A 21,899-nucleotide genomic window follows, 5' to 3' on the forward strand; every position below is an offset into this window, starting at 1 on the left:
GCCCGCTCCCCACCGACTGTCACTCACCCCACCCGATCGCGTACCGACTGCCCGCACAACCCCGTACTGCCCGCAGAATCCCATACCGACTGGCCACACAATCGCATGTCACTCACTCCGCTCCTGGTTGACGTTGGAACGACACTCGAGGACGCTACCGGGTTCGTTCAGTACCTGCTGGTATTCATCTTCGCTGCGATTCCGGTGTTCGAGATTCTCGTCGTGATCCCGATTGCGATTGGACTCGGGCTCGATCCGATTCTGACGGGGATCATCGCCTTCGCAGGCAACGTTCTCTCCGTATACGCCTTGATCCTGTTTCACGGGCGGCTCTCGGCCTGGTGGGCGAACTGGCGCGGGAACGACGATGACGACGAATCGGAGCCAACCGATCGCTACGCGCGAGCACGAACCCTCTGGGACAGGTACGGCCTGCCTGGGATCTCCTTTGGTGGACCGATTCTCACGGGCGTTCACATCGCCGCGCTCGTCGCGCTGCTCGCGGGGAGCCGGGAGCGACTCGTCGCGGGGTGGATGACGGTCGGTATCGCCATCTGGACGGTGATTCTGACGGCTGCATCCGCGTTCGGGGTCTCACTGCTCGGCATTGCGTAGCGCGACGACGTACTCGACGGGTGTACGTACTGCGATGCCGGCGCACGTACGTCGGTCTTTTACAACCGCCAGCCGTAGGCCTGGGTATGACTACATCCACGCCGACCGATCGCAATCGGCTCGACGAGGAGGAGAGTCCCTACCTGCGCCAGCACGCGGACAACCCCGTCAACTGGCAGCCCTGGGACGAGCAGGCCCTCGAGACGGCCCGCGAGCACGACGTGCCGATCTTTCTCTCGATCGGCTACTCGGCGTGTCACTGGTGTCACGTCATGGAAGACGAGAGCTTCGCGGACGAGCAGGTCGCCGAGGTCCTGAACGAGAACTTCGTCCCGATCAAGGTCGACCGCGAGGAGCGCCCGGACGTCGACAGCATCTACATGACCGTCTGTCAGCTGGTCACCGGCCGCGGCGGCTGGCCCCTCTCGGCGTGGCTCACCCCCGAAGGGAAGCCGTTCTACGTCGGCACGTACTTCCCCAAGAACGCAAAACGCGGCCAGCCCGGCTTTCTCGACATTCTCGAGAACCTAACGAACTCGTGGGCAGGAGACCGCGACGAAATCGAGAACCGCGCCGAGCAATGGACCGACGCCGCGAAGGACCGACTCGAGGAGACCCCGGACGCCGTCAGCGCCTCACAGCCGCCGTCGAGTGACGTCCTCGAGGCGGCCGCGAACGCTTCGCTTCGGAGCGCGGACCGCCAGTTCGGCGGCTTCGGCTCCGATGGGCCCAAGTTCCCACAGCCCTCGCGGCTCCGCGTGCTCGCCCGCGCCGCAGACCGGACCGGACGCGACGAGTTCCAGGACGTGCTCGTCGAGACACTCGACGCGATGGCTGCGGGCGGGCTCTACGACCACGTCGGCGGTGGCTTCCACCGCTACTGCGTCGACCGGGACTGGACCGTTCCGCACTTCGAGAAGATGCTGTACGACAACGCCGAGATTCCGCGCGCGTTCCTCATCGGCTACCAGCAGACCGGCGACGAGCGCTACGCCGAGGTGGTCGCCGAGACCCTGGCGTTCGTCGCGCGCGAACTGACCCACGAGGAGGGCGGTTTCTTCAGCACGCTCGATGCCCAGAGCGAGGAGCCCGAAACCGGCGAGCGCGAGGAGGGCGCGTTCTACGTCTGGACGCCCGACGAGATTCACGACGTACTCGAGAACGAGACGACAGCCGACCTATTCTGTGACCGGTACGATATCACTGAATCGGGCAACTTCGAGGGCTCGACCCAGCCGAACCGCGTGCGCTCAGTGTCTGATCTCGCGGCCGAGTACGATCTCGAAGCGGCCGACGTGCGGGCCCGACTCGAGTCCGCCCGGGAAAAACTGTTCGCGGCTCGCGAGCAGCGCCCTCGCCCGAACCGCGACGAGAAGGTGCTCGCCGGCTGGAACGGCCTGATGATTGCGACCTGCGCCGAGGCTGCTCTGGTTCTCGGCGGGAGCGAGGATGGGGACGAGTACGCCACCATGGCCGTCGACGCACTCGAGTTCGTTCGTGATCGGCTCTGGGACGAAGACGAGCAGCGACTTTCGCGGCGGTACAAAGACGGGGATGTGGCCATCGACGGCTACCTCGAAGATTACGCGTTCCTCGCGCGCGCCGCACTGGGCTGTTACGAGGCAACTGGCGAGGTCGACCACCTGGCGTTCGCGCTCGACCTCGCGCGGATCATCGAAGACGAGTTCTGGGACGCAGACCGTGGAACGCTGTACTTCACACCCGAGAGCGGCGAATCGCTCGTCACTCGTCCGCAAGAACTGGGCGATCAGTCAACTCCCTCGGCGGCGGGCGTCGCGGTGGAGACGCTGCTCGCGCTCGAGGGCTTCGCGGATCAAGACGACGAGTTCGAGGAAATCGCCACAACGGTGCTCGAAACCCACGCCAACCGGATCGAGACGAACTCGCTCGAGCACGCGACGCTCTGTCTCGCCGCGGATCGACTCGAGTCGGGTGCACTCGAGATCACGGTCGCCGCGGACGACCTGCCCGCGGCGTGGCGCGAGGCGTTCGCCGGCCGGTATCTGCCGGATCGGCTGTTCGCGCGGCGACCGGCGACGGACGACGAACTCGAGTCGTGGCTCACTGAACTCGACCTCGCAGATGCGCCGCCGATCTGGGCCGGCCGCGAAGCCAGGGACGGCGAGCCGACGCTGTACGTCTGTCGCGACCGGACGTGCTCGCCGCCGACACACGATGTAGACGATGCACTCGAGTGGCTCGCGGGTGCGGAACAGACAGAGAGTCCGTTCTAGGCAGGTAGCGCTGCTCGCTGCCGACGTCACTCGAGTTCGCGTTCGGGATCCTGCTGCCCGTTCGGTGACTGCGGTCGCCCACCCCGCGCTGCCCGCGACCGGTTTGCGGCCTCGCGGTCAAACGCCTCGTCGGCCTGTAGCAGGCGGTCGAGTCGGTGTTCGAACTCTGCTTCGCTGAGTTCGCCGCTCGCGTACCGGTGTTTGAGTTGTGCGAACGCATCGCTGTCGGTGTCGGTGTCGATGTCGTTGCTGGTGGAGGCTGCGGACGATTCAGACCACGTCGACCCAGCCGACTGCCTTCGCTCGGCCATGAGCGCCGCAATATCCTCTCCCCAGAACAGAAAGACCGGCGTCAGGACGAACCAGCCGATCACCGCGAGTACGGCGACGACGAACTCGAGTCCGATGAGACTCAGGATGCTGATGATGCCGAAGGTTACGATCGCGATCAGGAGCCAGAGGTCCTCCGCGACGAACCGTTCGAGACGGCTCTCCATACAAGCCCTCTTGGACGCTAGTGATAAAGAATCGTTCGGCGTAGTTACAATTTATCGGTCGCGCTCGAGTTGGTCGGCGAGCCAGATTGCCGGCGGAACGTTCTCTTCCTCGACGAAGCGGGTGACTTCTTCGCCGTCATCCGTCTCGACCACAATCGTCGGGATGTATTCGATCCCGTACTCGTCGACGCCGGGACCCTCCTTATCCTGGTCGACGGCGATTTCCTCGATGCGGTCGTCGGGGACGGAAGCGGCGTCGAGTGCAGCGCCGAAGTCGGGGAGGAGCTTTCGGCAGTCCTTGCACCAGTCGCCGCCCCAGACCTTGTAGACGACCTCGTCGTTGTGTGCTTCGAGCGTGTCGACGGCATCCTCGTAGGAAGCCGCGTCCCACGCGGGATTCGGCTGCATGGTTTCGAGACTCATGCGCGGTCATTGTGAGTCGAGCGGCTTAACCGGCGTGTTCTTGACAGTCGTTGCAGGTGTCGGTCATTTGGATTGTCTTTCCAGTGCTACTGGCCGCGAGTCGGTAGCATTTTTACACCAAACCCAAGAGTTATCAGCATGGTATTCGACTCGATCGCCGAGCCAGGGCACGAACAGATCTCGTACTTCTCCGACCCGGAGACGGGACTGACGGCTATCGTCGCGATTCACGACACGAGCCTCGGACCGAGTCTCGGCGGGACACGCATCCGCGACTACGAGTCCGAAGAGGCCGCGCTGACGGACGTCCTTCGCCTCTCGGAGGCGATGACCTACAAGGCGGCCGCAACCGATCTCCCGCTTGGTGGCGGGAAAGCGGTCATCATCGGCGACCCCGAGGAGGTCAAAACCGAAGACGCACTCGAGGCCTACGGCCGCGCGGTCGACTGCCTCGCGGGCCGGTACATTACCTCGGTCGACATCAACTCCGGTGCCGAGGAGATGGACATCGTCGCGCGCGAGACGGACCACGTCGTCGGCGGAACGGACGGGCTGGGGAACCCGTCTGAAGTCACGGCACACGGCGTCTTTTCGGGTATTCGCGCCTGTGCGGAACACACCTACGGCACCAGCACCGTCAGCGACCTCGATGTCGTCGTCCAAGGGCTCGGAAAGGTCGGCCGACTGCTCGCCGAGGAGCTACTCGAGCACGGCGCGTCCGTGACGATTTCGGACGTGAACCAGGAGGCGGTCGACGAGTTCAGCGCGGCGTACGACGTCGACATCGTTGCGCCGGATGCGGTCTACGAGGAACCCTGTGATGTCTTCGCGCCGTGTGCGATCGGTGGCGTCGTCAACGACGAGACGATCGACCAGTTGCAGTGTGACATCGTCGCCGGGTCGGCGAACAACGTTCTCGCCGAGCGTCGACACGCCGACGCGCTCGCAGAGCGCGACATCCTCTATGCGCCGGACTACGTGATCAATGCAGGCGGCCTCGTCACCGTCGGCAAGGAGTACCTCGGCGGAACGTACGAAGAGGCCTACGAGGAGTCCGAGAAGATTGGCGACCGACTGACCGAGATGATCGAACGCGCGGAGGACGAGGGAACAACGGTTCTCGACGCAGCGGAGGCCTACGCACAGGAGCGAATCGACGAGTCCGAGACGGTGACGCCGGCGCTGCCGTCGAACGATAGTAACAACTGAAACTGTTCACACACCAATCGCACGAAGGCTGTGCGATTGGGTGTACACTGACTTTGTTCGAGATTATTTTGTTCACGCTCAGTGGCTACTATCGCCTGTTCTATCCGTTTTGACCTCCCCCACGTTTCTTTGTAATCGCCGTCATCACCACCGGCACGTCCTGCCTGTGTCCAGCACGGGTTTACGTCTCGACTCCATAGCCTGGGTCAATGAAGGGAAGCATCCTGGACACCATCGGCTCACCGCTCGTCCAGGTCGACTCACCGGAGGGGGCGACCGTCGCCGCGAAGGTCGAATCCTTCAATCCTGGCGGGTCGGCCAAGGACCGGCCGGCCCTCGAGATGATCCGCACCGCCGAACGTGAGGGCACGATCGAACCCGGCGACTGGCTCGTCGAACCGACCAGCGGCAACACCGGGATCGGGCTCGCGCTCGTCGCCGCCGCCCGCGGCTACGACCTCACCATCGTCATGCCCGCCTCGAAATCCGAGGAGCGCCGCCGCGTCATGGCCGCCTACGGCGCGGATCTCGAACTCGTCGACGGCGAGATGGAAGACGCTCGCGAGCGCGCGGACGAACTCGAGGCCGAGGGTGCGGTCCAGCTGGGCCAGTTCGAAAACCCGGCCAACCCCGAAGCTCACTACAAAACGACCGGGAAGGAAATCATCGAACAGATCGGCGACCGAGAAATCGACGCCTTCGTGGCCGGCGTCGGTACCGGCGGCACCCTCTCGGGCACCGGCCGCCGCCTCCGTGAGGAGTTCCCCGAGATGGACATCATCGCCGTCGAACCCGAACGAAACGCCGTCCTCTCGACGGGTGAATCCGGCGAGGACGAGTTCCAGGGAATGGGACCGGGCTTCGTCAGTGACAACCTAGATCGAGACCTGATCGATCGCGTCGAAACGGTTGCAATTGAGAACGCCGAGGACGAGTGTCGCCGGCTTGCGCGCGAGGAAGGGATTCTGGTCGGCCAGTCCAGCGGTGCAACGAGTCTGGTTGCGAACAGAATCGCACGCGAAATCGCCGAACCGGAGCGCGACTGTCCGGAGATTCCGGACGCCTTCGAGCGTCAGGAACTCGCCGCTCCGGAGCCGGATGGCGGCCAGCGAATCGAAGACTGTCCGCTCGTCGTCACCGTCTTCTGGGATAGCGGCGAGCGCTATATGTCGACTGGGCTGTTCGACAAGTAAGCTGGGCTGTTCGACAACTAAGGTAGCAAAAAGACCTCTTTCACCTAGAGCAACCGTCTTTATTCATCCCCGTGTATGTCTGGGTACGATGACACACCCCTCCAGACGCACGCTCCTCGGGAGTACGGCGGGACTGCTTGCACTGACGGCAGGCTGTATCGCCGACGAAGACGATGACGATCCGGATCCGGGCTCTGGATCCGGCAATAACAGCGGCGACGAGAACGGCAACGGTGACGAAAACAGCACAGAGAACGGTGAGGAAGACGAGAACGACAACGGTGAGGACGACGGCGACGGCAACGGCGACGATGACGATGACGGCAACACCGGAAGCGACGACGTCTCCATCGATGACCACCAGTACCAGCGCCCCGCAGTTAGTGACAAACCATCGATGGAACACCTGCGGTCGTCCGACGATGTCGAGGACTGGCTCGCAGACCGCGACGACATCGACGACGACACCACCGAGTTCGTGGACGAAACCGACTTCGACGAGTCGGTACTCGTTGCACTCGAGGCCGGTGGTCCGAACCTGTGTTACGAACTGGCCGTCGAGCGCGCCGAAGTCGAGGACGACACTGTCGTCGTCGAGGCCGCGGCTGTAGACGAATCAACACCGGAGACCGCCTGCGGTGAGCAGGAGGTGACCGTCGGTGCAGTGGTTCGAGCGACGTTCGACGACGATCCGGTGACGGACGTGTCGGTGGCGCTCACCGACCGTGACGGGAAAGAACATGGAATGGCTACGGCGAGCGACAGTGCGAGCGATTCTGCGTCTGATTCGACCGGGTCAGACGCCGATAGCAACAACTGAAATGGTTTACACTCTGATCGCCGATCTGTCTGGCGATCAGGTGTGTACTGACTTTCAGTGGCTCCGATAGAGAACGGCACTGACGGGCTGGTCCCCCTGACGCTTCTCACGGCGAGTGCTCTGTTTCAGTTATTCGAACGACGAGTGTCGAGTCGACATCTCTGAGGTCGTATTCGGGTAGCTCGCCGTCTGTCCGGCGGACGTACAGCGGTTCGACGAGGCGACGGCGTGCAGTCGCTGTCGCCGTTTCGGTTTCGGTTTCAGTTTGTTGTGTCCCTCTCTGTGCCTGCGTCCCTCCTGCTGATTGTGCTCCACCGCCCTGCTTCTCGTCGCTCTCGCCGCTTCCCGTTCCCTCGAGCTCGTGTTCGCTCTCGTGTTCGGTGTCCGCTCCGGCGGCTGGTGTGGCAGAAGCGTCGGGACCGACACGTTCCACGCCGTAGATCTTGCAGAACTCGTCCGTCTCGTCGGGTCCGACTGCGCTGTTTCGCAGTTGTGTCGCGAGTTCGCGCGAGAGCCACTCTTCGTCGCTCACGCTCGGTTCCTGTACCAGCGCCTCGTCGACGAAGCGGGTGAGATACCAGTCGAGATCGTTCAACAGCGAGATGGCTGCGCCGACGCTGACGGTTCGCAAGGCGATCGTGTTCTCGAACGGCCGGCGCAGATCGTACGTCGAGAGTGCCTCGCGAGCCGTCTCGCGCGAGAGCAGCTCGTACTGGAGAGTGTAGTCGTCGGCCCCGATGAGACAAACGCGCGTCACTGTCGAGTGATGTGGTCGGTTCGGTAATGTCGGTTTCGGGTTCCGGCTCAGTCTTGAACACTGAACGCCGACTCCTGACTCCCGACTACCGGACCAACACACAACGACCCAACCCTACGAAATCGACCCGTCCGGGTCTCCAATCGCGTCATCCAGTCCGTGAAGGGCCGCCGGGCCGAGCGCCTCCTCGGCGCGGTCGAACTCGAGTTCCCGGTCGGCTGGATCGGAGCGCTGGGTTTCGACGACGGATTCGGCTTCGCCGTCGGTGATTGAGAGGTAGACTTCGGTGAGGCGGTCGGTTGCGGTGGGTTCGGCGTCTTCCGCTGGGGCTGCATCTGGGGCTGTATCTGCATCCATGGTGTCGCCCGCTGAACGGTCAGATTCGGCGTGTTGTGCGGTTTCAGTGCCTGATTCGGCCGCTTCTCCCGTCGCTTCTGGCTGTGTCTTGGTCATGGCTCGCATCCTGACTGAACGGTCAGACAGTACAATACGTTTGTGTTTCTCCCGGCGGCTGGGAGCGACCGGCTGGTCGCTGTTGTGCGCGAACCCGGCGCTGTTGCTGCTCAGTTACCGAAAAATACGGACAGCGAGAGTAACAGAGAGGGAGAGCGAACCTACCAGTTATTCGTTCGCGTCCGCGTTCGTATCCGCATCGACGTCGACCCGCGTGCCGTACCCCGACTCGCCGACGACCGACCCGTCCTCGTAGACGACTTCGCCGCGGACGACCGTCGTGGTGGCTTTCCCGGTGAACGTCTCGCCCACGAACGGCGTGACGCAGTTTTTCGAGTGCAGTTCGTCACCGCTCTCGAGTGTCCACTCGTGCTCGGGGTCGACGATCGTGAAGTCCGCGTCCGTTCCGACCTGGAGCGACCCCTTCTGGGGGTACATTCCCCAGACCTGTGCCGGCCGGGTGGAGTGGCGACGGACCCACTCCTCGAGTGTGAGTCGTCCCTGATCGACGAAGGTGAGCATCGTCGGCACTTCGGTTTCGAGGCCGACGAAGCCCGAGATGGCGTCCCAGGTGTTGCCGAACGGGTCGTCGACTTTCTTCTCCTCGGGGGTGTGGGGTGCGTGGTCCGTCGCGATGCAGTCGATCGCGCCGTCGTCGATGCCGACCTCCCAGAGCAGGTCGCGCTCGTCGGCGTCGCGAATCGGTGGCTGAATGCGTGCCGGATTGCCGACCTCGCGCATGACTTCCTCGGTGAACCAGAGGTAGTGCGGCGTCGTTTCGGCCGTGACGTCGACGCCGCGCTCTTTCCCGCGAGCGACGGCCTCGGCGGCCGACCCCGAGGAGACGTGGAACATGTGGATCTTCGTACCGGTCTCCTCGGCGAAGGTGAGCATTCGTTCGACGGCCTCCTGTTCGGCGATGACTGGTCGAGAGTGAGAGTGATCGATCGGCTCATTCTTGCCGTCTTCTTTGAATTTTTGCGTGTAGTGGTCGATGATCTCGCCGTTCTCCTCGTGGAAGCCGAGGCGTTTGCCCGTCTCTCGGATTTTTGCCATGGCCTCGAGGATCTCGCCATCGTTCGGCGGCGGCACGTCGCCGACCGTCGACCCGAGGAAAATCTTGTATCCCAGCGCACCGGCTTCGTCCAGTGCTGGAATCTGATCGAGATTCTCGCTCGTGACGACCACGTAGCTCTGGAAGTCAACGTGCGCCGACGCCTCGCCGCGCTCGAACTTCAGTTCGAGATGCTCGGGGCGGTCGATCACCGGATCCGTGTTCGGCATGCCGACGACGGTCGTGACGCCGCCCGCCGCGGCCGCGCGAGTTGCGGACTCCCAGTCTTCTTTGTACTCGAGTCCGGGCTCGCGATTGTGGATGTGGCCGTCGACGATACCGGGGACGAGGACCTGTCCGTCGGCGTCGATGACGCGGTCGGCGTCGGGGAGGCGGTCGCTGCGGCCGACGGCGGCGATGGTTCCGTCCTCGACGGCGACGCCGGCGTCGGGGGTGCGGCCGGCGGGGGTGACGGCGGTGCAGTTTCGCACGACGAGGTCGACGGTGGCGCTCTCGCTTTCGCTTTTGCTTTTGCTTTCAGTCTCGCTCTCACTCTCACTGGCACTCATTGGCGTTGGCGTAGCGTTGCCGAGGTGGGCGCATATAGCTTCTGTTGGGTTGGCAGGAGCTCACTGGTCGCTGGTGTTGGTGCTGATACTGGTACTGGTGCTGATACTGATACTGGTGGTGGTGCTGGTCGTGTTGTACACAACGGGATCACGCCAGTCCGCTCGCTGACCGGTAGGTTCGGTGTACAGTTCAGGTACGCGTGCTATACTAAACCGGTGCGGGATGCTGGAGTGAGCCATGACCTCGCCGGCGATTCGCGACAGGACAGTACTCGTCACCGGCGGTGGCGGCTTCATCGGGAGCCACCTCGTCGAGGCGCTGGCACCGTACAACGATGTCCGCGTGCTGGATAACTTCTCGACCGGTTCGCGAGACAACCTCTCGTTCGCGTCCCCGTCGGCGACCGGCTCGCAGTGGGCCGAGGACACACTCGCGAGCACGGACGGCGGGACCGACGATACCGAGAGTGATGCCGATGGAACCGACGGCGAGGGCGACGACTCCAACGGCTCACTCACCATCGTCGACGGGGACATTTCCGACCCGATGGCTCTGCAACGCGCCGCTCGCGGCGTCGACCTCATCTTCCACCAGGCTGCCCTCGTCAGCGTCACCGAGAGCGTCGACGCGCCACGCCGCAGCAACGAGACCAATCTCGACGCCAGCCTGCTCGTCCTCGATCAGGCCCGCCAGGAGGACGCCCGCGTCGTCCTCGCCTCGAGTGCAGCCGTCTACGGCCACCCCGACGAACTGCCCGTCTCCGAGACGGCGACGACGGAGCCGACCTCACCCTACGGTATCCAGAAACTCGCACTCGACCAGTACGCTCGGCGCTATCACGACCTGTACGACCTACCGACCGTCGCGCTACGCTACTTCAACGCGTACGGACCACGCCAGCAGGGACCCTACAGCGGCGTCATCTCGACGTTTCTTGAGCAAGCCCGCGCCGACGAACCGATCACAATTGAGGGCGACGGCGAGCAGACGCGGGATTTCGTCCACGTTTCAGATGTCGTCCGTGCAAACCTCCACGCGGCGACGACTGACGCCGTCGGCGAGGCCTACAACGTCGGCACCGGCGAGCGCACCTCGATCCGCGAACTCGCCGAACTGATCCGCGATGCCGTCGGTTCGTCCTCACCGATCGTCCACCGAGAGCCCCGTTCCGGAGACATTCGACACAGTCGCGCAGACGCGTCGAAAGCGAGCCGCGAACTCGGCTTCGAGACCCGGGTCGGTCTCGAATCCGGGATTCGGTCGCTCGTGACTGCGGCTGGTGGTGAGCAGGCGTCCTCGAGTTCGTCGACTCAGCAGCGGGAGAATCAGGGGCGGGAGCGACGGCAACACCAGCAACAACATCAACAGGAACGGCCGCTGGCCGCCAGACCGGACCGACAGTCACAGGACTAGATACAGTCTCTCAGTTGCGGCAGCGAACGCCATCTTTCGACCGCGATGACCTGTTTTGGTTCGGTTGGAAATCGACCAGTTCTCACCGATAACGGTCGGCCTTCGTTACGGGGGTACGTCGTAATTTCCCACACAAACGGGTGAAAGCGTTCGACTGTGTTCTCAACAGATGGCGGATTAACTGCGGGCTCTGGTTTGTGTAGGTGAGAGATAACTATCGGTATGCACGGCCTCACCGATAGGTATGATCGAGAGCCTCATTGTGTTCGCGGTTAGCCTGCTCATCGGTGCCCTTGGCATCTTCCTGGGTGCAAGGATCATCGTCGATACAGAGGACTACACGTACGCGTTCGTCACAGCACTGATCGGCGCGGTTGTCTGGGCGCTCGTGGGGTTCTTCCTCGGATGGATCCCGCTGCTCGGCCCGCTGCTGGTGTTCGTCGCCTACCTGGGTGTGATCAACGCTCGCTACCCCGGTGGCTGGGTGGACGCAGTCGCGATCACGATCGTCGCGTGGGTCTCGGTCCTGGTCGTGTTGTACGTCCTTGCGTTCCTGGGCGTTACTGGATTCGAGGCAGCCGGTGTCCCGGGAACGTAACCGCCGACGGGAGCGGGACAGCGACGGTTGGACAGCGAGTCCGGGCCGTTCAGCCGGGCGTCGTCAGTTCGGCGTAACTGACGATTATCGCAGAAACCCGATCCAAATTCGGGCTAGGCACGTCGAACGTCCGTACGCGTTTATCCACCGCGGTGTCGAGCAGCCACAGTATCAACCGCGAAGCGAAACAACGACGATCAACCAGTCTGACGGGGGCAGGTCATCGACTCAGTCCCCACCGATCGGTCTCGCAGGAGGCTCACCAGGCACTGTCTCCGGGGCCGACAGAATCACGGGCGGTAGCCATCGTCGTCACGTCGGCGTCTCAGAGAGACACTCACGCGAGACATACAGATAATCCAATAACAATACATGACCCATAAAAAATACTTTGAGGGGCCGTCACGACGGTACAGAAACGAGTGAACTGCCGTTCGTCGACACCATGATTTCGACCTTGCGCACGAGCATGCACGCATCTCCGCCAGTACTTCCGTCGGTCACGACTCTCGACAGCGGGTCGATCATCGCACAATTCAGTCCGGCTATCCGGTCTGGGGTCGGAGCACCAGCTACGGAGTTCGCAAACACTGCCGTTCCCTGTGGAAGTACGCTCTGCCGAGTCTGTAGTGCCTGCGGGTCGGGCGAGGCCGAGATTACGACGATTCCGTTGCTTGGGCTCGGCGTTGGGCTCGGTGTCGGACTCGGAGTTCTGGCTCTCCTCTCAACACTACTCGCTGTGCCGGGACTCGCACTCGAGTTCTCCCTGAGTTCCGTTTCGAACGTTCCGCAGTACATTGACCCCACACCGCTCCAGGCGAGCGGCCTCGCACACATCGCTGCCTTGCTCGGGATGATCGTGCTCGCCGTTCTCGGGTCGGTGCTCGCACTCCGTGATCGACTCGCCGAACGCAACTCGCTTGGGAACGACTACAACACCCAACACGAGGAGTTCATGACGGACCAGGAGAAGGTCCATCAACTCATCAGCGAGAACGGCGGGCGAATGAAACAGTCACGAATCGTCGACTCGGTCGACTGGTCGAAAGCCAAGGTCAGCCGACTGCTGGCCGAACTCGAGGAGGACGGCCAGGTCACGAAGCTTCGATTGGGGCGGGAGAATCTCGTCTGTTTGCCGGGTCACGAGCCGACGGCATCGAAATCGCCGGATCAGTCGAGTGAGTAGGGTGCTACCGGAGTCGGTAGCGTAGGCTCACATGCGATCATTCCTTTTTGGGAGCCATCTCATAGTCATCGACGGGACCAATGACCGCTTTCGACGGGCAGCACTGACTTCCACGTACACCCCGCGTGCGAAGTGAGTAGTTTCTCTCGAAATGGTTGTGCCGGTTTAAGCGCGAAACTGGCGATGGGTCACTGCCTTCACGGCAGATTATGATCGCACGCAATCAGCTACTTGTACTCCTCGTCACGGCATTGCTCGTGACATCGGGCGCAGCGATGGTCGCTGGGGCGACACCAAGCGCGAGTGTCAGCGGCCAGGACGAGGGTGACACTGAAACAGACGCCGAACCGGAGACAGAATCGGACAGCACAGCCACCGACGAGACCGACAACGGTGATGGAGCCGACGCCGACGATCAGGGGCTCGAACCTGACCCCGACGATGAAGCCGAGACCGCAACGGTCACGTTCGAAGACCAGTCGACCGCCGGTGACTCCGTCGTCGTCGACGAGGCGACACTCCCCGAGGGCGGCTTCGTCACAATTCACGACAGCAGCCTTCTCATCGGCGAAACCTTCGACAGCGTGATCGGCACCTCCGACTACCTCGAGGCAGGCACCCACGAGCAGATTGAGATCGAATTCGAGGAGCCACTCGAGGCGGACGAGACACTGATCGCGATGCCACACCTGGATACGAACGATAACCAGGAGTACGATTTCGTCGAGACAGAGGGTGCAGAAGATGGCCCGTACCTGACGGCGGATGATGAGCCGGTGACCGACGAGGCGGTTGTAACGGTTGAGGACGACGTTCCTGAGGAGGACGAACCGGTTGATGAGGAACCGCCAGTCGACGATGAGGAGCCGGTTGACGATGAACCGCCAGTCGATGACGAGGAGCCGGTCGATGATGAGAAACCGGTTGACGAGCCAGACGAGGAGAAACCGGATGACAAGGACGAAAAGCCGGATGAGAAGACGGACGACGAGAAAGCGGATGAAGACGAGATAGATGACAAAGACGACAAGAAAGATGATGATCTCGATGAGACGGACGACGAGAAAGGAGATGAGGACGCAGTAGACGACAAGGGCGACAAAGAGGACGAGAAAGACAAAAAAGACGAGAAACCTGACGATCACGACAAACCCGACGAAACTGACGAAATCGATGATGAACCCGTTGACGACACGGAACCTCCTGTCGACGATGAGGAGCCAGCCGAAACACCATACGACGGCGAACTAACCGTCACCATTGACAGCGCGCTCCTCGTCGTGCACGATCTGCACGAGGACTACGGGGACTACGAGGACGGGCACGACAACGACCAGGAACACGAACACGACCAGGAACACGAACACGATCAAGACCACGATCAGGAATACGAACACAACCACCAGGACCACCAGGGCCACAACGGAGCTATGAGTGACCACCAGCTCGAGGTCACCATCGAAGAACCAACGATAACCGGTCTCGACGAAGCTGGTGACGAACCCGCCGACACCAACGATATCCACAGCGCATCGATCCTCGTCGTCGTCGAGGACGACGACCTCCCAGGCGAGGCAGCGATGACCGACGAGCACGATGAACTCACACTCGAGTCCGCGACGATTATCGTGGTTGCTCACGGCGTTGCCGATGTCGATGGTGAGGACACTGGTGCTGTCGACCACGATGAGGAGACAGAAACCGAGACTGAGACAGAAACTGACGACGTGACCGACGACGAAGAAACGGCTGAGACCGATGCGGGTGTCTGCTGTGGCTCGGCTGCTGACCACGATGAGCCAGCAGACACTGACGAGGAGTACGACGGTGATGACGAAACTGACGGGTACGACGAAGCCGACGACGACCGCGCAGACGATGCTGATGAGTACGACGATGGCGACGCTGACGACGAAATGGATGACACGGACACCGACGAACACGACGCACTCGAGGTGACGATCGAACAGGCGACCGTCTTCGTCGTGCTCGACGACCACGGTGTGATGGACGAGACAACGGAGACGGAGACCGAGACGGGCGCTGACGACGAGACCGACACGGACACCGAAACCGAAACGGACTGTCCTGGCCCTGACGAGGCAGATACCGACGACCCTGCCGACACTGACGAAGAGTCAGCGACCGACACGTTCGACGTGACCATCGACCAGGCGACGATCATGGTCATTCTCGTGGACCACGACGCGATTGATGACGTGATCGACGAGTCGGAGAACGGTGTTGATGTGAACGGTGACGAAGACGAGTACGTCAACGGTGACGAGGACGAAGACGAGACTGACACCAACGGCGACTGTCCGCCATCGAACGGGACCGAGACAGCTGACGACGCAACTGCTGTACTCGCCTAAGCACGCCACGCGTCGCTTCGACACATATTTTTTCGCAGTCGGTAGCACGACTTCGACACTCCTGTCACTGACGCTGTCTCACTGGCTCTCTTGCAGTACAGACAACTGCCGTTGCAATACGGACAACTGTTCTTTTGAGTACAACCCGCATCGATCGGTGCCCTCCCGCTCGAGATCGGCCTGTCTAATGTCTTGGCCCGGTGGTGAACCGCGATAGTGGGCGCTACTGGGGTTGAGAGAGAGGGGGAGATAGTAACAGAAGCAGTAACAGAACGCGGGTCAGTGACAGATGGACAGATCTGGGTCCGAGTCAGTAAAACAGCCGGTACAGACTACTCACCGCAACCGCGAGCAAAATGAGCACACTCCAGAGAACCGGATCGACACTCGAGAACACCGGCAGATCGAGACCGGCCAGCGCGATCAGTCCGAGGCCGAGAAAACAGGCGGCGAGGTGGAACTGCAGGACGGTCGAGCGGTCGCCGTCGTGGCCGTCGATGTAGCCGACGACGGTTTCGAAGTTCGGGCCAGGTTGGATGGTTTTCGCATCGGAGTCGTACTCGATGACGGCATCCTCCTCGAGTTGGGGAAGATGTGTCTGCTGGAGGGAGACGTAGACGCTCTTGTAGAGATTGTTCGGAACGGGTGTCGTATCGGATTCCGTTGCGGCAATCTCCGTTGCGACGTCCGAGACGTCGACGTGTCCGGACTGGCGTGCAAGCAGCTGGACGATGGCACGCCGTCTGTCGTTCCCGAGGATGTGAAACACCTCACTTTCCGCGAGCGCCTCAGATCTGGTCCTCTGCACAGACATTGCTTAGCGTGACGTCAGTGGTCTCATCTCGGCGAGCAGTTCGTCGTCGGCCCTCATACACGTCATCTGTTTTGCGAACCACTGACTTTAACCTGCGGTATTTTGTCCCTGCATAACGGTGTAGAAACTAGCTGGCTACGGTACGGTCGGCGACTGGTTTGTCGCGATGAGGGTGTTGCGTCGTTGACTGTAAATGACAGTCGATAGCTGGGTGCGGAGCCGGATCGGGACGCTGTCTTCCGTCTTGATTCTGAAGGGTTCTCGAGTACGGATTCTAACTAAAACGCGCCTCCGAGCGACGGAGAGTGGGAGTCACTCACGTTCGTCGCCCGGCAGATGGCCACCGGATTGCATCTCACGATACGTCGTACAGGCCGGACAGCCGTGGACGATGTCGCCGTTGTCACCGAAGACGCGGGCAAACTGCTGGGTGACGTGGGTGTCACAGTTTCGACAGCGAGCGCCTGCTGTCGACGATTCCATCGGACGCCAGTTCTGTTGGGATGATTTCATGGTGAACGTACTGGTGTAGGGTGGGTGTCGTCGTGAATACCGATGCGGACAGTTGGTGTCTCGAGTGTACTTGTCAGTCGATGCTCGTGGCTGGTGGCGGTCGTCGTCGTCATCGGGTGACTGCAGTGTCGTGACGTGGGAGTAGGGAGACACTGCAACTGTCGCTGTCGCCACAATCGCAACTGCGCACAGTTCGCCAGCCAACCAGGGGTGGGTGTCAGTGTATCCGAGCACACACCGCAATTCGCCTGCCAGCGGGGGCTCCAGTCTCTGCAGTCGGCGACACCGTGGCGGTTCACTCGACCACCGAACCGACTGCTCGACCCGTCACGACTGGGGCCGACTCGCGGCAGCGACAGCGTGTGACTCGGCATCACTACGACCGAGGGGGATAGATCCGAATAAAGGACGGCGTCCGTTCACTGTGCTGGCCACCAGACAGTACCGGAAATACCGAATTTCCACCGGTTATACCCGACTCAGGGGCCATATGGAGGGGAATAACTGGCGATACGTTCACAAATCATCAAGCTGGATTTGGTTCGATTGCTCCTCGTTCGCCACGCGGTCCCGACCGCAGCGCTCCGTTCGAGCGCCCGAAACACGATATTACCCGCTCGAAATAAGATATTTCGCAACGGAATGCGTGACTTTCCAGCGAGAAGGCACATCGTTATAAAATACCACTCTCGCTTACCGGTTGTATTGTTGGAACGTACTCCCGGTCGCCGCGACGGCGCGGCACCACCGATCCGATCGTTCCCGACTGCCACCTCTCGACACCGAGAGCGAACCAGCGTAACCTCCGCAGACAGGTGAGACCGATGTCCACGAAAGCGACCAACTCTCAGACGACCCCGACGACCGACCCAACAATTCAGCTCGACGTCCTCGGCGACGAGTGTGCGCGAACAATACTCGTCGCAACGAGTGCAGGACCGAAAACAGCCAAGGAACTAACCGACCGAACCGACAGCTCCTCGGCAACCGTCTATCGCCGAATCAACAACCTACTCGAGAGCAACCTGCTCGCAGAGTGTGTTCGATTCGAGAGCGACGGTTCGCATACGACCGCCTACGAGGCGACCGTCGAACACGTCGAGGTACAGATCGACGCCGACGGCATCGACGTGGCACTGTCAGCGATGGACGAGTGAGGGGTTGGCGTTCCTGGCGGGATCGTGATAGAAACTCACACGCGTTTGCCGCCGTCGACCGCTACAAGTGACTGTACGGGGGATTGAACAGTCACGACGAAACCGTTGTCACGAGAACAATCGGTTTAGACAGTTTGAAACATACTGAAAGAAGTACTAACAGCCCTGTATGATACGGATAACAAATATCTACTCAATGGTACGGTCACTGTGATTGAGCAATGCACGATCTGACCGGCTTCCAGCGAGATTTGTTGTACGTAATCGCAGGGGCTGACCAGCCATCTGGACAAACAGTCAAAGACGAAGTGGAACAGTACTATAGTTCGGAGATAAATCACGGTCGGTTGTATCCGAATCTGGATACGCTTGTGAACAAAGAGCTCGTCGAGAAGGGACAACTCGACAGGCGAACGAACTATTATGCGATCACGGACGACGGGCGTCAGCAGATCGACGACCGTCGAAAGTGGGAAGGTCAGTACGTGGATTTCTGAGTGGGATCGTCAGCGACGGGAGTTCGTGAGGGTATCCGCCAACCGTCGAAAGTGGATCTGTTGTGAGTCTGGTGACTGTGATCGTATGCTGACAGCCGTGGCCGTGGCCGTGGCTACCGACAATCACGTGTAATCGTCTCGTCGTCTCGAGTTCCTTCACACAGCGTTCACACCTCGTGCTGTCGTGACAGCTGTCGGTCACCGTTCATGGATGCATACAGTCGTCTATCACCATCGTGCTGCCCGATTTTCTCACGTTGGGCCGTTAGGCGCCCATACTCGCACCCAGCAGGTCATCCATCGAGAATATCGCGGACATAACAAAGCGGCCACGGCCGGTGTCTCTGTCCAAATGGTTCTGAGAACGCCGTCAACCGACGGGTTCGGCAGCCAATCGGTGGTGTCGTTGCGATGAGTTTGCGAACGGACACACAGACCCGATTGGGGACTGTTCGGCAGTATCCCAGCGATCTCGCGACGGTTTCGGTACTGGCCGTTGTTGCCTACCTCGTCGTGACGGGAATTGCCGAGGGAAGCGTCCTCAGATTGCTCGCGACGCTTCCACTCGTTCTGTTCCTACCGGGATACGCGCTCGTCTCCACACTGTTTCCGGCGCGTGAACGCACTGCACAGGAGACGACCGCAACGGCGCTCGATGTCGAGACCTATCCCCGTGGAATCGACCTCACAGAACGTCTCGGACTGGCGTTTGCGCTTTCGCTCGGTATCGCTCCGGTCGTTGCGCTCGTGTTAGCCGTTACCGACTGGGGACTGGCGACCGACCCGATCGCCGCCACGCTCGCGGTGCTCACCGTTGGATTCGCACAGCTCGGCGCAGTCCGTCGACTCCGAGTCCCCAAAGCCAAACGGTTCTCCGTCGCACCGCTCGCAGCGCTGTCACGCTTTCGCAGGGATAACACCGCCGCTGGAACGGTGACCTCTGCTATCCTGGCCGTGGCTATCGTCGCCGCCGTTGGAGCATTGCTCATCGGACTCATCGCTCCGCTTTCAGCCGGCGGCTTCACGCAACTCGCTCTGTACTCCGACGACGGCGGTGGCGAACTGGTCGCCGGCGAACTCGAGAACGAGGTCGACCCCGGCGAACCCGTTCCGGCCACGATCGAGATCGAGAACCAGGAGGGTGAGGACGTGACCTACACCGTCGTCGTTCAGCAGCAGGTACTCGAGAACGGTGCCGTCACGGAACGGGCAGCACTCGAGACGCGGACGGTGTCGGTGGCGGATGGTGAACAGGAACTCGAAGAGTTCGACGTGGTGCCGGCCGCGGAGCCGGATGAGACGGTCCGAATTGCGGTGTTGTTGTACGATGAGGAGCCGACGGGTGAACCGACGGCCGAGGGTGCGGTTGCAGATACGAACTTCTGGGTGACGGTTACTGAGCCGGCTGTGGAGGAAGATGACTGATTTCGGTGGCTAGAACGCTATCGCTGCATTCGTGAATTGGTGGGTGGGGAGTCGGTGTCGGTTCGGTGGTAGCGTCAGCGTTGGTTTTCGGTGTTAGCGCCGGTGTCGGTATCAGCGTCAGAACCGTACCGATCGTCTGCAGTGCCATCACAGGCAGCGCCACATAAGTAGCGCCACCGCAGGCAGCGTCACAGTAGGGAGCGCCACCGCAGAGACACGGTTCCTGGTCAAAACCTGTCCGACGTGCAATGAATGTTCTTCTGCAAGCGCCACGAACACGACACCAAATGGACTCGCTCGTCATCGTCCTCCTGATGGCCGCCCTGCTCATCCAGGTCCCGATCGCGCTCCTCGTCCGGGTCGACGCTCGCCGCCAGGGGTTCGACAACCCCGAGATGTACGAACTCGGGATCCTCGTTCCGATGGGTGGAATTCTCGTCGTCCCCGCCTACATTTCGAAGCGGCGGTCGCTATCAAGGAGCGACGACGCTGAGAGTGTCGATACCGGTCGTGGTGGTTCCGATGTCAATGCCGATGCCGATACAGATGCCAATGCTGGCAGTAACGATGCCGGCACGCCTGTCGACGACGATAACTCGAACAGGACCGATCGTGAGACCACCAGCACCGATCGCGACGCGAACTCAGCTACAGCGGGCGACGCTGTCCCGTCCAACTCGAGTCGAGCACAGCTGACAGAAACTGAGCCGGACTCCTGACCGATCACTGACTCCTGGAGGGACTCGAGAACGGTGGCCGTGGGTAGTGGCCGGAGTCATCGTGTAGGTGCGCTCGGGGCCGCGCTCACGGCAGTCGCGAGCGTGGTACCACAGGTGTTCGCAGACGGTATCGTGGCCGTCGCTGCGCGACAATCGTGATCGTCGCTGACGACTGCGACTGGAAAAACCGGTGTTCGAACGGCGTCGAGGGCGGTGTCGTATTCTGGTGGCCTGGCTCGCTAGTCGCTGACGATCACGTTCACGTCTCCGTCTGCCTCTCGGTCACACGCGGCTCGCAGACTCACGCACAAGTTCTCGTAAGCCACGTTACATGCTCGCGAGCCCGAACGGGAACTCGAGTTCCGGTCGGCGCGAGACGTGCTGGGCGATCGAAATCGCAAGGATGGCGACGCAGACGGCGAGTGCGACGACGGGGGCTGCGGCGGTCGTCACCGGGCCGACGGCGAGTGCCGCGAGTGCGAACGCGACGAGACCGACGGTGGCGACGACGGCGTAGAACCGATGCCACGGCCGCTGTGCGCCGAGTTGGCGATCGAGGTACGGTTCGAACAGGTCGTCGTTTGGCAAGAGCGTGATGGTGTGGCTGTCCGGATCCCAGTCGACGATGCCGTGGTCTTCGAGCATCGGCAGGTGCGTCTGGTACAGCGAGATGTAGACGCGCCGGCGCTGGGTGCGCGTGACATCGTCGGGATCAGTATCGTTCTCCCAGGCGGCGACCTGTTCGACGAGTGGAGCCAGGTCGCAGGAACTCCCCTGTCGTTTGAGAAACTGCACTGTACGTCGTCGTCTGGCGTTGCTGAACACGTCGAACAGCTCGGCCTGGGTAAACTCGTCCTCAGACATGGACATGGGTGCCCTCACGTTCCCGAATCGGCTGGCGATCGGGGGTGTTCGAATACCTCACAGGATGGACTGCCACAGACTCACCCTTTACTATCGCACGGCTACCCTGTCGAAAGCCGATTGTACCCGTTAGCGCTCGTGAAAGACGGCAAATCCAACGATTCTGGCGTTCTTGAACGGGCCGGCGCGTGTCCGCCCTGGGTCGAACTCCCGCCCCCGTACGGGGAGACTGATCGGTTCTCGTTGCTGTAGTTCGTGGCTACGGACCCGTCAAGACGGGGATAACAAAACCTCGTTACCGGCTGTATCTGGACGATTCCCACGCGGGTATCGAGTAACCAATGACACGACAGAACCGACGACGGTCCGGGGTATGGCCGTGTACGACGGGGCTTCTCGGCTGCGAGCGCGCCGATCCCGTCGCGTCACGGCCCCACCAGTCCCGGACCGACCGACAGCAGTACGACGATCGTTCCTGTCTCTTATACACAT

Annotated in this window: 21 protein-coding genes; 13 read left to right on the forward strand and 8 right to left on the reverse strand. The window is 61.5% G+C overall.

Going from position 1 to position 21,899, the window contains the following annotated elements; translation table 11 throughout:
- Positions 1-105: 105 nt before the first annotated feature.
- Positions 106-615 (forward strand): small multi-drug export protein, encoded by a 510-nt coding sequence (locus C483_RS15880; protein WP_006654381.1) that lies wholly within the window; start codon positions 106-108, stop codon positions 613-615.
- A gap of 86 nt (positions 616-701) precedes the next feature.
- Positions 702-2,870, forward strand: coding sequence for a thioredoxin domain-containing protein (locus C483_RS15885; RefSeq protein ID WP_006654382.1), 2,169 nt, complete (start codon positions 702-704; stop codon positions 2,868-2,870).
- Between the two features lie 26 nt (positions 2,871-2,896).
- Here C483_RS15885 and C483_RS15890 read toward each other — a convergent pair whose 3' ends face one another.
- Positions 2,897-3,367 carry an SHOCT domain-containing protein gene (locus C483_RS15890; protein WP_006654383.1) on the reverse strand — a complete coding sequence of 157 codons (471 nt, stop codon included), beginning with the start codon at positions 3,365-3,367 and terminating at the stop codon, positions 2,897-2,899.
- 51 nt (positions 3,368-3,418) lie between these two features.
- Entirely contained in the window at positions 3,419-3,790 is a 372-nt protein-coding gene (locus tag C483_RS15895) for a TlpA family protein disulfide reductase (protein WP_006654384.1), read from the reverse strand.
- Positions 3,791-3,928: 138 nt separating this feature from the next.
- Here C483_RS15895 and C483_RS15900 point away from each other — a divergent pair, with 138 nt between their 5' ends.
- The 3 genes from C483_RS15900 to C483_RS15910 all read left to right on the forward strand — a co-directional run bounded on the left by C483_RS15900 (position 3,929) and on the right by C483_RS15910 (position 7,012).
- Positions 3,929-4,999 (forward strand): Leu/Phe/Val dehydrogenase, encoded by a 1,071-nt coding sequence (locus C483_RS15900; protein ID WP_006654385.1) that lies wholly within the window; start codon positions 3,929-3,931, stop codon positions 4,997-4,999.
- Between the two features lie 209 nt (positions 5,000-5,208).
- Positions 5,209-6,192 carry a PLP-dependent cysteine synthase family protein gene (locus tag C483_RS15905; protein WP_006654386.1) on the forward strand — a complete coding sequence of 328 codons (984 nt, stop codon included), beginning with the start codon at positions 5,209-5,211 and terminating at the stop codon, positions 6,190-6,192.
- 88 nt (positions 6,193-6,280) lie between these two features.
- On the forward strand, positions 6,281-7,012 hold the full coding sequence (locus tag C483_RS15910; protein ID WP_006654387.1) for a hypothetical protein: 732 nt from the start codon (positions 6,281-6,283) through the stop codon (positions 7,010-7,012).
- Between the two features lie 106 nt (positions 7,013-7,118).
- On the opposite strand, the gene C483_RS15915 is transcribed toward C483_RS15910, so the two are convergent.
- The 3 genes from C483_RS15915 to allB form a co-directional block, all read right to left on the reverse strand.
- On the reverse strand, positions 7,119-7,769 hold the full coding sequence (locus C483_RS15915) for a DUF5804 family protein (protein WP_006654388.1): 651 nt from the start codon (positions 7,767-7,769) through the stop codon (positions 7,119-7,121).
- Between the two features lie 114 nt (positions 7,770-7,883).
- Positions 7,884-8,222: a hypothetical protein gene (locus C483_RS15920; RefSeq protein ID WP_006654389.1), complete on the reverse strand. Its 339-nt coding sequence runs from the start codon at positions 8,220-8,222 to the stop codon at positions 7,884-7,886.
- A 168-nt stretch (positions 8,223-8,390) separates the two neighbouring features.
- The gene (gene allB / locus C483_RS15925) at positions 8,391-9,845 is read right to left on the reverse strand and encodes an allantoinase AllB (protein WP_006654390.1); all 1,455 of its coding nucleotides are present in this window, start codon (positions 9,843-9,845) and stop codon (positions 8,391-8,393) included.
- Between the two features lie 238 nt (positions 9,846-10,083).
- Here allB and C483_RS15930 point away from each other — a divergent pair, with 238 nt between their 5' ends.
- The 4 genes from C483_RS15930 (at position 10,084) to C483_RS15945 (ending at position 15,418) form a co-directional block, all read left to right on the forward strand.
- Positions 10,084-11,259 (forward strand): NAD-dependent epimerase/dehydratase family protein, encoded by a 1,176-nt coding sequence (locus tag C483_RS15930; RefSeq protein ID WP_006654391.1) that lies wholly within the window; start codon positions 10,084-10,086, stop codon positions 11,257-11,259.
- 244 nt (positions 11,260-11,503) lie between these two features.
- Positions 11,504-11,857 carry a hypothetical protein gene (locus tag C483_RS15935; RefSeq protein WP_006654392.1) on the forward strand — a complete coding sequence of 118 codons (354 nt, stop codon included), beginning with the start codon at positions 11,504-11,506 and terminating at the stop codon, positions 11,855-11,857.
- Between the two features lie 766 nt (positions 11,858-12,623).
- Positions 12,624-13,043, forward strand: coding sequence for a helix-turn-helix transcriptional regulator (locus C483_RS20965; RefSeq protein WP_394295580.1), 420 nt, complete (start codon positions 12,624-12,626; stop codon positions 13,041-13,043).
- A gap of 209 nt (positions 13,044-13,252) precedes the next feature.
- Positions 13,253-15,418 (forward strand): DUF7282 domain-containing protein, encoded by a 2,166-nt coding sequence (locus tag C483_RS15945; RefSeq protein ID WP_006654394.1) that lies wholly within the window; start codon positions 13,253-13,255, stop codon positions 15,416-15,418.
- A gap of 310 nt (positions 15,419-15,728) precedes the next feature.
- Here the strand turns inward: C483_RS15945 and C483_RS15950 are convergent, their stop codons facing one another.
- Together C483_RS15950 and C483_RS19655 are read right to left on the reverse strand one after the other, a co-directional pair.
- Complete coding sequence (locus tag C483_RS15950; protein ID WP_006654395.1) at positions 15,729-16,232, reverse strand: DUF7344 domain-containing protein; 504 nt, start codon at positions 16,230-16,232, stop codon at positions 15,729-15,731.
- 312 nt (positions 16,233-16,544) lie between these two features.
- On the reverse strand, positions 16,545-16,715 hold the full coding sequence (locus C483_RS19655; protein ID WP_006654396.1) for a DUF7563 family protein: 171 nt from the start codon (positions 16,713-16,715) through the stop codon (positions 16,545-16,547).
- A gap of 854 nt (positions 16,716-17,569) precedes the next feature.
- Between C483_RS19655 and C483_RS15955 the strand changes: the two genes are divergently transcribed.
- The 4 genes from C483_RS15955 to C483_RS20635 all read left to right on the forward strand — a co-directional run bounded on the left by C483_RS15955 (position 17,570) and on the right by C483_RS20635 (position 20,543).
- Positions 17,570-17,902, forward strand: a complete 333-nt coding sequence (locus C483_RS15955; RefSeq protein WP_006168841.1) for a winged helix-turn-helix domain-containing protein — start codon at positions 17,570-17,572, stop codon at positions 17,900-17,902.
- Between the two features lie 221 nt (positions 17,903-18,123).
- Complete coding sequence (locus tag C483_RS15960; RefSeq protein ID WP_006654397.1) at positions 18,124-18,399, forward strand: PadR family transcriptional regulator; 276 nt, start codon at positions 18,124-18,126, stop codon at positions 18,397-18,399.
- A 411-nt stretch (positions 18,400-18,810) separates the two neighbouring features.
- On the forward strand, positions 18,811-19,824 hold the full coding sequence (locus C483_RS15965; RefSeq protein ID WP_006654398.1) for a DUF1616 domain-containing protein: 1,014 nt from the start codon (positions 18,811-18,813) through the stop codon (positions 19,822-19,824).
- A gap of 287 nt (positions 19,825-20,111) precedes the next feature.
- Positions 20,112-20,543: a hypothetical protein gene (locus C483_RS20635; protein ID WP_006654399.1), complete on the forward strand. Its 432-nt coding sequence runs from the start codon at positions 20,112-20,114 to the stop codon at positions 20,541-20,543.
- 327 nt (positions 20,544-20,870) lie between these two features.
- Here C483_RS20635 and C483_RS15975 read toward each other — a convergent pair whose 3' ends face one another.
- Positions 20,871-21,407 carry a DUF7344 domain-containing protein gene (locus C483_RS15975; RefSeq protein ID WP_006654400.1) on the reverse strand — a complete coding sequence of 179 codons (537 nt, stop codon included), beginning with the start codon at positions 21,405-21,407 and terminating at the stop codon, positions 20,871-20,873.
- Between the last annotated feature and the right edge of the window lie 492 nt (positions 21,408-21,899).

Origin of the sequence: Natrialba hulunbeirensis JCM 10989 (assembly GCF_000337575.1) — an archaeon.
Taxonomy (GTDB): domain Archaea; phylum Halobacteriota; class Halobacteria; order Halobacteriales; family Natrialbaceae; genus Natrialba; species Natrialba hulunbeirensis.

Coding starts and splice junctions, on each gene's coding strand:
- C483_RS15885 (WP_006654382.1), top strand. CDS start 702: ATGACTACATCCACGCCGACCGATCGCAATCGGCTCGACGAGGAGGAG.
- allB (WP_006654390.1), bottom strand. CDS start 9,845: ATGAGTGCCAGTGAGAGTGAGAGCGAGACTGAAAGCAAAAGCAAAAGC.
- C483_RS15910 (WP_006654387.1), top strand. CDS start 6,281: ATGACACACCCCTCCAGACGCACGCTCCTCGGGAGTACGGCGGGACTG.
- C483_RS15890 (WP_006654383.1), bottom strand. CDS start 3,367: ATGGAGAGCCGTCTCGAACGGTTCGTCGCGGAGGACCTCTGGCTCCTG.
- C483_RS15905 (WP_006654386.1), top strand. CDS start 5,209: ATGAAGGGAAGCATCCTGGACACCATCGGCTCACCGCTCGTCCAGGTC.
- C483_RS15880 (WP_006654381.1), top strand. CDS start 106: ATGTCACTCACTCCGCTCCTGGTTGACGTTGGAACGACACTCGAGGAC.
- C483_RS15945 (WP_006654394.1), top strand. CDS start 13,253: ATGATCGCACGCAATCAGCTACTTGTACTCCTCGTCACGGCATTGCTC.
- C483_RS15960 (WP_006654397.1), top strand. CDS start 18,124: ATGCACGATCTGACCGGCTTCCAGCGAGATTTGTTGTACGTAATCGCA.
- C483_RS15935 (WP_006654392.1), top strand. CDS start 11,504: ATGATCGAGAGCCTCATTGTGTTCGCGGTTAGCCTGCTCATCGGTGCC.
- C483_RS15920 (WP_006654389.1), bottom strand. CDS start 8,222: ATGACCAAGACACAGCCAGAAGCGACGGGAGAAGCGGCCGAATCAGGC.
- C483_RS20635 (WP_006654399.1), top strand. CDS start 20,112: ATGGACTCGCTCGTCATCGTCCTCCTGATGGCCGCCCTGCTCATCCAG.
- C483_RS15950 (WP_006654395.1), bottom strand. CDS start 16,232: ATGTCTGTGCAGAGGACCAGATCTGAGGCGCTCGCGGAAAGTGAGGTG.
- C483_RS15930 (WP_006654391.1), top strand. CDS start 10,084: ATGACCTCGCCGGCGATTCGCGACAGGACAGTACTCGTCACCGGCGGT.
- C483_RS15965 (WP_006654398.1), top strand. CDS start 18,811: ATGAGTTTGCGAACGGACACACAGACCCGATTGGGGACTGTTCGGCAG.
- C483_RS15955 (WP_006168841.1), top strand. CDS start 17,570: ATGTCCACGAAAGCGACCAACTCTCAGACGACCCCGACGACCGACCCA.
- C483_RS15895 (WP_006654384.1), bottom strand. CDS start 3,790: ATGAGTCTCGAAACCATGCAGCCGAATCCCGCGTGGGACGCGGCTTCC.
- C483_RS19655 (WP_006654396.1), bottom strand. CDS start 16,715: ATGGAATCGTCGACAGCAGGCGCTCGCTGTCGAAACTGTGACACCCAC.
- C483_RS15975 (WP_006654400.1), bottom strand. CDS start 21,407: ATGTCTGAGGACGAGTTTACCCAGGCCGAGCTGTTCGACGTGTTCAGC.
- C483_RS15900 (WP_006654385.1), top strand. CDS start 3,929: ATGGTATTCGACTCGATCGCCGAGCCAGGGCACGAACAGATCTCGTAC.